The organism is Dactylosporangium sp. CA-233914 (assembly GCF_050942935.1).
Taxonomy (GTDB): domain Bacteria; phylum Actinomycetota; class Actinomycetes; order Mycobacteriales; family Micromonosporaceae; genus Dactylosporangium.
The window spans coordinates 4,458,204-4,467,520 of record NZ_CP192030.1 but is presented as its reverse complement, the minus strand read 5'-3'; the positions used below and the strand labels follow the sequence as shown (position 1 = coordinate 4,467,520).

Below are 9,317 nucleotides of genomic sequence, written 5' to 3'. Positions count from 1 at the left end.
GTCTGCGTCAAACCGGACATCGTGGGGCTGCCGGGCCGCCTGGGGCTGGTGTTCACTGTCGCGGTCTGGCGGACTGCCCGCCGGCCCTGCGAGGAGAAGTGGTTCCAGATGGCAACTCCCCCATTCCGTCGCCCACCGTCACGCTGGCGTGCCGCCGTCGCGGGTGCCGTCGGCGCGCTGCTGTCGGTGACGTATGCCAATGCCACACATGCGTCGCCGGCTCAACCTGTAGCTGAAGTCCCGTCGGCGACCTCGACGAGTGCTGTGACCGTGTCGGACGCGTTGGCACAGGCTCGTGCCGGTGGTGCAGCCGTGCAGGTGACCGGCTTGACCACACCGACGGACACGGTGACGGCGAACCCGAGCGGCACATTGACGTTGAACCGGACGCTGATGCCAGTACGCAAGCACGTCAATGGCACGTGGACGAACCTGGACGCGACGCTGCACCGCAACGCCGACGGCACCATTACGCCGACGGTGACCACAACCAACGTGGTCCTGGCCGGTGGCGGCACCGGCCCCTTCGTCACGCTCGGCTCCACCGGCAGGTCGCTGGCGTTGTCACCACCCATGGCGCTGCCGACACCGACCCTGAACGGAGCGACGGCCACCTACACGGCCGTGCTGCCCGGGGTGGATCTGCAGGTAAGCGTCGACGCGCAGGGCGGATTCCGCGAGGTTCTAGTCGTGCAGTCGGCGACGGCAGCAGCAAACCCTGCTCTGTCGAAGTTGGAGTTCGCCGCCCAGACAACCGGCCTGCACCTGGTGGCCGATACGGCGGGCAACATCAGCGCGAACGACACCGCGGGACGCGCCGTGTTCACCGCCCCAGCCCCGCAGATGTGGGACTCGCGTCCCGCCGCTCAGGCGAATTCAGCCACCGCAGGTTCGGCAGGTTCGGAGGTCGACCCGGCTACCGGCCAGCAGGTAAACTCCACCGCGTCCGGTCCTGGCATGAACGCCCAGGTCGCCGGCATGGCCGTCACCGCGTCGGACACCGCGATCACGATCACGCCGTCGGCCAACCTCCTCACCGGTCCCAGCACAACGTACCCGGTCTACCTCGACCCGGGCTGGAGCAACACCAAGAGCGGTTGGGCGAGCATTTCCGAGTACTACCCGTCGACGAAGTACTGGAACACCACACCCGATCCGCAGGGGATGATGCAGGTCGGCAACTCCGGCACGATGTGGTCACACTCACTGGTCAACTTCAACGTATCGGCACTGGCCGGCGCCACGATCCAGTCTGCCGACCTGTACCTGACCGAGGTCTGGTCGTACTCGTGCACGCCGTCCACGGTGAACGTCTACGCACCGTCAACCACGCTGACGTCATCGAACGCCGACTGGAACGACTGGAAGAACGTCAACGTGGGCGGCGTCGTCGCCTCAGCGAACGTGGCCCACGGCTACAACTCCAGCTGCGCGGCCGCCGCCGTGCATTTCAACGTGCAGTCCACGGTCCAGACCGCAGCCAGCACCTCCCGCGGCACGCAGACGTTCCTGTTCACGGGCGTAAACGAGTCCAGCGACCACAACAGCTGGAAAGAGTTCGATCCGGCCAGCGCCAACCTGTCAGTGACCTACGACCGGCCGCCAGCGACACCGTCAAACCTCACCACCTCACCGGCAACGGTATGCGCCGGCAACCCTCCGAGCACCGTCGGCGACGCACAAGTCAGCCTATATGCGCCAGTATCCGACCCAGACGGCGGCAACCTCACCGCGACGTACACCACCTCCGTGACGGCCACCGGTCAGGTCGTGGACTCCACGGCAGTCACCTACCCGTCAGGGTCCACCGCCGTCCGGGTCCTGCCAGAGGCAACACTGGCCAGCTACGCCAAGAACAGCAGCGGTACACCAACCGTCACCCAGTTCTCGTGGAAGGTCCAGGTCTCCGACGGGACGCTTTCCAGTGGTGTCTCGGGCACCTGCACGTTCAACTTCGATCCCACCCGGCCCGGCGCTCCAGCCGTTACACCGGTCACGACCGGCACCCCGACCATCGGCCAGAACGTGCAGTACCACCTCAGCCCGGGTAAGAACCAGACCACGCCGACCAGCTACATCTATCAGCTCAACGGCGCCGCGCCGCAGACCGCCCCAGCGGACGCCCAAGGCGAGGCCACCATCACGGTCAGCCCACACCGGTACACCAACTCGCTCGTCATCCAGGCCGTCTCCGCTGGAGGGAACGTCAGCGCAGACTCCACGAACGTCCTCTTCAACGCCAATCCGGCCGCCCCGCAAGCCGACCAGGACCTCACCGGCGACAACGTGCCTGACCTGCTGACCGTTGGCGGTACCGGCAGCCTCAGCGGGCGCGTATCCGGTGTGTGGCTAGCCCAAGGACAAGCCAGTTATCAACGGTCCGTGGGCAACGGCCAGATCGTCACCTCGGCCAGCAACATCGGCGTCGCCGGCGTACTCGCCAGTGGCGGTACACCGGGAGACTTCGACGGCTTCCGAACGGTCACCGGTCACTTCTACAGCAGCGCGGGCACCAGCCTGCAAGACGTGCTGATGTATAAGCCGTCGACAACCATCAGCTACTTCTTCAAGGGCAACGGCGACGGTACACCACTCAGCCCGACCTCGAACCAGATGGTCGCGTCGAACTTCATGACCGAATACGGCACCACCGACGTCCCGCTGCAACTCGCCAACGCCGGCGACAGCTCCGCCGGTGGCAGCTTCCCGGACCTGATCGGCATCGACGGTGATGCCACGTCCGGGTTCGCGCTGTCGTACTACATCACCGGCGGCACCGTCGGCTCGTACAACGGCCAACAGCTCACCACGCCGCCACCCAGCGGCGCCTGGAACGACTGGACGATCACCACGGCACAGGTTGCCGGCAAGACCAACATGTTTCTGTGGAACAAGAGCACCGGAGCGCTGTACCTGTGGTCAGACCTGACCTACAACCTCGGTGACCTGACCATCGGCTACAGCTCCTCCTACGCCGTGGCCTCGGCCTGGAACACCAACCAGACCCTCGGCCTGCAGGCCGCTGACATCAACGGCGACGGCACGGCGGACCTGCGCACCACCGATCCAACGGGGAAGGTCACCACGTACCTGCTGACCAACCTGAATCCCACTGCGCACACCGCCTCCATCAACGCCCGTCCCACTCAGACGCTGATCACCGAAGCGCACACCTGGCTGCTCAACGACAGCGCCACCGGCAACGTCACCACCGCCAAGGACACGTCCGGCGGCCTCAACGCGACCGGCACCAGCGGCGCCGCCTGGCACACCACGGACATGTTCAGCCCCGATGCCCAGTTCAACGGCACCGCTCCCATCTCCACCCCCACCAAAGCCCTCGACACCGCCGCCGACTTCACCGTCAGCGCCTGGGTGAAACCGACCTCAATGAACGGCACCCTGCTGTCGCAGAACGGCTCCGCCGGCCCCGGTTTGCGCCTCTACATCGACCCCGGCCTACAGCAATGGGCAGTCAGCATGTCCACCAACGACTCGACCAGCCCCACCTATGACGTGTCGACCACCTACTCCAACCCAGTCCAGCTCAACGCCTGGACCCACCTCACCGTCACCTACAACAAGGCCAGCGGGACCCTGGCCACCTACAGCAACGGCAATCCAGTCGGCGCCATCTCGCACACCACGACCTGGACAGCCGCTGGCAAGTTCGAAATCGGCAGCGACCTGACCAACAACCACTTCAACGGCCAGATCGCCAACGTCCAGGTCTGGAACCAGACCCTCGCCCCGCCACAGATCTCGGACCTGTCCGGCACACCCGGCTACAAGATGGCAATGTCCGACGACACGACATACACGAGCGGCACGACCTGGACCGCGCACTGCGGCGCCATGACATTCTCCCAAGGTCTGCTGACCATCACCACCACCTGCGCCCGCCATACCAGCACCACCTACGGCGCCACCGGCTACCCCAACGCAGTGCTCACACTGCAAACTGACGGCAACCTTGTCATCTACCCCACCGCCGCCCACACCAACAAGCTCTGGGCATCGGCCACCGACGGCCACGGCGGCGACACGCTGTACCTCCAGGAGGACGGCAACCTCGCCATCTACGGCGCCGACGGCGCCACCCTGTGGCAGTCCAACACGTCGAACTACCTGCACGGCTCCGCGCTCATCGCACACGCCAACACCAAGTACGTCTGCGCGGAATCCGCTGGATCCAGCTCCCTCATCGCCAACCGCACCGCCGTCGGGCTCTGGGAATCCTTCGACATCCTGGACCTCGGCAACGGCAAGGTCGCGCTGCTGTCCCACGCCAACAACTTGTACGTCACCGCAGAGAACGGCGGCGCCGCCGCCCTCATCGCCAACCGCACCACGGTCGGCTCCTGGGAAACCTTCACCCTCATCCACAACAGCGACGGCAGCGTCAGCTTCCTCGCCAACGCCAACAACATGTACGTCACCGCCGACAACGGCGGTGCCAACCCCCTCATCGCCAACCGCACAGCCATCGGCCCATGGGAAGAGTTCGACCTCATGACCGCATAGGCTCCCAACCACAGCAGACACAGCAGCCCGGGCATTTGCCCGGGCCGCTGCCATCTCCAGCCACCTGACATCCTTCCGCCCTCAAAGCAAGGCACTGAGCCGGCACCACAACGCCGAACACGCCAGGGCTCGCAAGGCATCGTGCACTTCGCCGACACAGAAGCGACACGCCATCAGGGCTGGCCCGGCACCGCCGCTTCGGTTGGCTGTCGGTGCAACGCCGGAGGCCCGCTGCGACTCGGCCTCCCTCAGGGCTAGTCCAGGGCCACGCTCCCGCCTGGCTGGCCGTCGTCAAGCCCAGCTTGGGCCGCGGCGCCAGCGTCGGCGCCAAATTCTCCTGGGCCCGGCGGCGCTGGCGCCTGGCTTCACCCTCGCCTGGGCTGTGACGTCAGCTACGCGCAGGGCGGGCGGCGGTCCGCGTACCAGCCCCCGCAGGAGCCCCGGGAATCGCTGTCCAGCCCGGACCGGATCGGGGCGCCTCTGGCGCCGGCTGCGCTGATCCGCGGGCTGGGCGGCGCGCCGATTCCCCCGGACTTCGTTGAGGAGTGTGCTGATGTCCGCACCGAATGTTGCCGTGTCCGAGTCCCGGAATCTGCAGCTTGGTCAGCTCGTCGCGCTGTTGCGGGACCAGTCCACGCGCCGGCTGGATGTGAAGGCAGGCTCGGGGGCGATATGAGCTGCCGGTGGCCGGTTCGTGCTGGACGGCAAGGGGTCGTGGGTTCAAATCCCGCTGTCCCGACACGGAAGATGGCTTGAGCTGGGAAAACAGGCTCAAGCCATCAGTGTTTGTAGATGATCCAAGGGGGCACCCCCCATAAACCCCCCGCTTTGGGTTTCCACGACGGCCGGTCGACCGCGAACCGGGAGCCCGATCAACGCCCAGCAGACTCTTATCCGGGAATCAGGGCCTTCATGTTTTGCGCGGATGGCTGGTTGGGTGCTCGGCGGGTGCTCGCTCGGACCAACCATTCGGTCCGCAATCAGCTGGCCCTGTGACCCTCAGTTCCAACCTGCAAATACGCCTGGTCCGCGACCCGATGACCGCAGCGGGCGGAGCGTAAGCCGCCATGCAACTCTCTGGACGGCAGAGAACACTGCCTGCATGCAGGCTTTCCGACAGATAGCCACCCACGCGGTGATTTAACGATCAACAACACGGGTCGCACCGCCGACGGCCAACGTAGCATGCCATCAGGACCGGGCGCCTTCATTCGCTCGCCGCACCCGAACGTACGACGGATCAGGCGGGAGGAGTACCCGCGTACGTGCGCTCAGCACCGCCACCGGTACGCCGACTGCGTCGAGACCATCCCTCGGACGTCGGCACGCTGGTGCGTCCTGATCAGGTCACGCTGGGCGTACTGATCTCGCAGGTGCCGCGGGATGCGGTGGATGACGCTGTGGCGGTGTGCGGGGTGCGGGAGCAGCGCTCGGACGGCAAGCTCCCGGCACATGCGACCGCGTATCTGACGCTTGCCTTGGCGTGTTCCCTGACGATGACTACGAAGAGGTCGCCGCGAAGGTGACCGGCTCGTTGGACCTGTTCGGGGTCTGGGATGCGGGCTGGAACCGGCCGATCCACCACCACGGAGGTCATGACCCGCGATCCAAACCGGCACCGCATCAATGTCACCACACCACGCCGAACACCAACAAGATCATTTTAAGCTACGTGGCATTGCCCCAGGACGCCCCGTCGGTGCTCGTCGAAGATCTGGCGCCCACGCGGCTCGCGGAGAAACCGCGATCGGACCGAGAAAAACTGTCGTACCCCACGGGCATACTGCGGATACCGCGTTTCGTCGTGGCGAGATTGGTTTCGTAGCGGAAGGGCACAGCTCGTGTCTCGAGGGAAGACAGTCATCCAGCAGACGCTGGTCGGGGAGGCCGGCATCGCGTTGATCCACAAGCGGGTCACCCAAATGGGTTACCTCTTCCACCCGCGTCGGGTTGATCATGGTATCGACGGCCACATCGATCTGGTGGATCCGCGTAGCCACCAGGTGCTCAACCTCGTGCTGTTGGTGCAGAGCAAGGCCAGCGGCCTGCCGTTCGCGTATGAGACGGAGGCAAGTTTCCAGTACACCTGCGCCGAGGTCGACCTCAACTACTGGCTGAGCGGCAACGCCCCGGTGATCCTGATCTTGTCGCACCCTGACCGGGACGAGGCGTGGTGGGTGGACATCAAGGCCGAGTTTCCCGACGCGCGCCGCCGAGCCGAGCGCACCGTGGTCGTCGACAAGCGCCGGCAGGTGTTCGATGCCACGGCCGCGGAGTACTTACTGCGAGTGGCCGTGCCGAAGGACTCCGGCGTGTTCCTGGCCTCGCCGCCGAAACGAGAGACGCTCACCAGCAACCTGCTGCCGATCGTCGGGATGCCGGAGGTCATCTACGTGGCACCAGCATCAGCCCGGACCTACCCGGCCGCAGGCGAACTCCTGGCCGGCCGGCCGGGCCCGATCCGCGGCAGCTGGATCCTCCGCGACGGTCTGGTGATCAGCTTCGCCGACCTGACCGACGGTCCGCTGCGCGCGTTGTGCGCCGGCGACGTCGAGCGCCACGAGACCGCAGAATGGACCGGCAGCGACGACACCGACGTGCTGTACCAGTTCATGGACCTGCTGGCCCGCGCCTTGGCCGCCGACCATCGGGGTGACCTGCGCTGGCACAACGACCGGAAGCACTTACACTTCTGCCCGACGCCGACGCTGGACCCGCGCCGGGAAGGCAAGGCGCCCGGCCGCCGCGGACACACGGTCTTCGGACCGTACCGCTCCAAGCAAGATCCGGACACTATCAGCTTCTACCGGCACGCCGCCCTGACGACCAGATTCCGCCGCTTCGGAGGCACCTGGTACTGCCAGCTCGGGACGGACTACTGCTTCACCAGCGACGGCCGCGACGAGTACCGGCACGCCGACACACTCCTGGCGGGCATCAAACGTCTGGACCGCCACGCCGCGGTAGCCGGTTGGACCCGCACCTGGGCCACCTATCTCACTCAGCAGCCCGACCTGTTCACGCCGGACAAGGCCCTGGTCTTCGACGGACTCGCCACGTTCGAGGTCGAACGCGGTATCGATGACCGGCTGTGGGGTCCGGCACCGGAACCGACCAGCGATGACGATACCGACAAGCCCAGCGCCAGCATGGACGTCGACGCGGCGCTGGCCGCCGCCGGACTCGGGCAGGCGGATCTGTTCGCACTCGACGAGGAGGACGGCGACGAGGACGACGAGTCGCCCACCACAGCCGTCGCACCGCCACCCAAGCGGAGGAATCGGAGCGGTGCACCAACTCGGCCAGCGGAGCGAGGTCATGATGCAGGCTGAAGTGCTTGACGAGCCGCAGCTGGAGTTTGGCGGCGGCAGCGGCCACATCGATCCGCGGTTCGGGCTGACCGCCTACGGCCCGGCCGACCTCGGCGCCTCGGACGCTCCTACCGCGATCCGCGTCGGCATGGTCGGCCCCGCCGACCAGCTCGACGGCCTGCGCCGATGGCTGGAACGCTGCCGCGAACCGATCGCGGCCAAGGACGAGCGCTACCCCCACCTGTTCCCGTCGTTCCCCGGCTGCGACCTCGACCGCGGCTTGTACACCACGCTCGTGTTCTCCGACCGCAACACCCGTCAGGTGCCCGACCGGGCTCTACGTGGCCTGGACAAGCTGTCCCGGATCGACGCGATCGACGCCAGCGTCGGCCTGTACGCCGACGAACTCACGGCTCTAGCCGAGGAGAACCGCGTCGACCTCATGATCGTCGCTCGGCCGGAGCAGCTCAAAGACACCCGAACCCGACGCCAGATGCGCTCCGCCAACCGCCAGCGCGGGGGGAAAGACCGGCCGAACACCGGGTACGAGAACTTCCACGACCTACTCAAAGCCCGGATGCTGCACGTACGGCAGCCTCTGCAGATCGTTCGGCGCAGCACCTGGGACGAGACCACTCCACCGTCACCCGGCCGGGGCCGACAAGACGAGGCGAGCCGGGCCTGGAACCTGCACATCGCCATGTACTACAAGGCCGGCGGTGTGCCCTGGCGGCTACGCCGACAGGCGACCGACCTGACCACCTGCTTCGTCGGCATCTCCTTCTACCACGGGCACGACGGCACCAGCCTGGACACCGCGGTCGCCCACGTGTTCAACGAACGCGGCGACGGCGTCATCGTCCGAGGCGGCGCCGCCCACATCAGCAAAGAAGATAACCAGCCCCACCTCAACGCCGCCGACGCGCACACTCTGCTGCAGACCGCACTGGACACCTACCGCCGTGAACACCACACCCTGCCGGCCCGCGTCGTGATCCACAAATCGTCGAGGTTCGTCGCCGACGAGATCGCCGGGTTCGACTCCGCCGCCGACGCCCGCGACCTCGACGCCCTCGACTTGATCTGGATCACCGACAGCGAAGACGTCCAGCTGTTCCGTCCGGGCGCGGCACCGCCACTGCGGGGCACACTGCTCACCCTCAGCCCGGACGAGCACGCCCTCTACACCGGTGGCAGCATCGAGTTCTACTCCACCTATCCAGGCATGTACGTCCCGCACCCGATCGGCATCCGCGCGGCGCAGCTCACCCGCAGCCCCCGCGAGGTGGCCATCGAGCTGTTGGCCCTGAGCAAGATGAACTGGAACCAAGCCCGGCTCGACGGACGGTACCCAATCACCCTGCACACCGCCGAGAAGGTCAAGCGCGTGCTGCGGTTCTGCCAACCTGGCCAGGCCATTGCCACGCGATACGCCCAATACATGTAGCCCCACGAGGGTGCCTAGCCCACGCGGCGAGGCGA

5 protein-coding genes are annotated in these 9,317 nt (G+C 66.4%); all 5 read left to right on the top strand.

The annotated features are described in order from the left end of the window. Positions 1-327: 327 nt before the first annotated feature. The 5 genes from ACQPY0_RS20045 to ACQPY0_RS20025 all read left to right on the top strand — a co-directional run bounded on the left by ACQPY0_RS20045 (position 328) and on the right by ACQPY0_RS20025 (position 9,282). Entirely contained in the window at positions 328-4,524 is a 4,197-nt protein-coding gene (locus ACQPY0_RS20045) for a LamG-like jellyroll fold domain-containing protein (RefSeq protein WP_432990985.1), read from the top strand. 1,265 nt (positions 4,525-5,789) lie between these two features. Next, positions 5,790-6,050 (top strand): transposase domain-containing protein, encoded by a 261-nt coding sequence (locus tag ACQPY0_RS20040; RefSeq protein ID WP_432990983.1) that lies wholly within the window; start codon positions 5,790-5,792, stop codon positions 6,048-6,050. After that, positions 6,008-6,349: a hypothetical protein gene (locus tag ACQPY0_RS20035; protein WP_432990981.1), complete on the top strand. Its 342-nt coding sequence runs from the start codon at positions 6,008-6,010 to the stop codon at positions 6,347-6,349. Before ACQPY0_RS20040 ends, ACQPY0_RS20035 begins: the two co-directional genes overlap by 43 nt. A gap of 16 nt (positions 6,350-6,365) precedes the next feature. After that, a complete protein-coding gene (locus ACQPY0_RS20030) occupies positions 6,366-7,856 on the top strand; it encodes a DUF4365 domain-containing protein (RefSeq protein WP_432990979.1) in 1,491 nt (496 codons plus the stop codon). Next, positions 7,843-9,282, top strand: a complete 1,440-nt coding sequence (locus tag ACQPY0_RS20025) for an argonaute/piwi family protein (protein WP_432990976.1) — start codon at positions 7,843-7,845, stop codon at positions 9,280-9,282. The genes ACQPY0_RS20030 and ACQPY0_RS20025 overlap by 14 nt, the downstream gene beginning before the upstream one ends. Positions 9,283-9,317: the final 35 nt, after the last annotated feature.

Excerpts from the sequence above, each read along its gene's own strand:
- ACQPY0_RS20025 (WP_432990976.1), top strand. The coding sequence starts at position 7,843 with ATGATGCAGGCTGAAGTGCTTGACGAGCCGCAGCTGGAGTTTGGCGGC.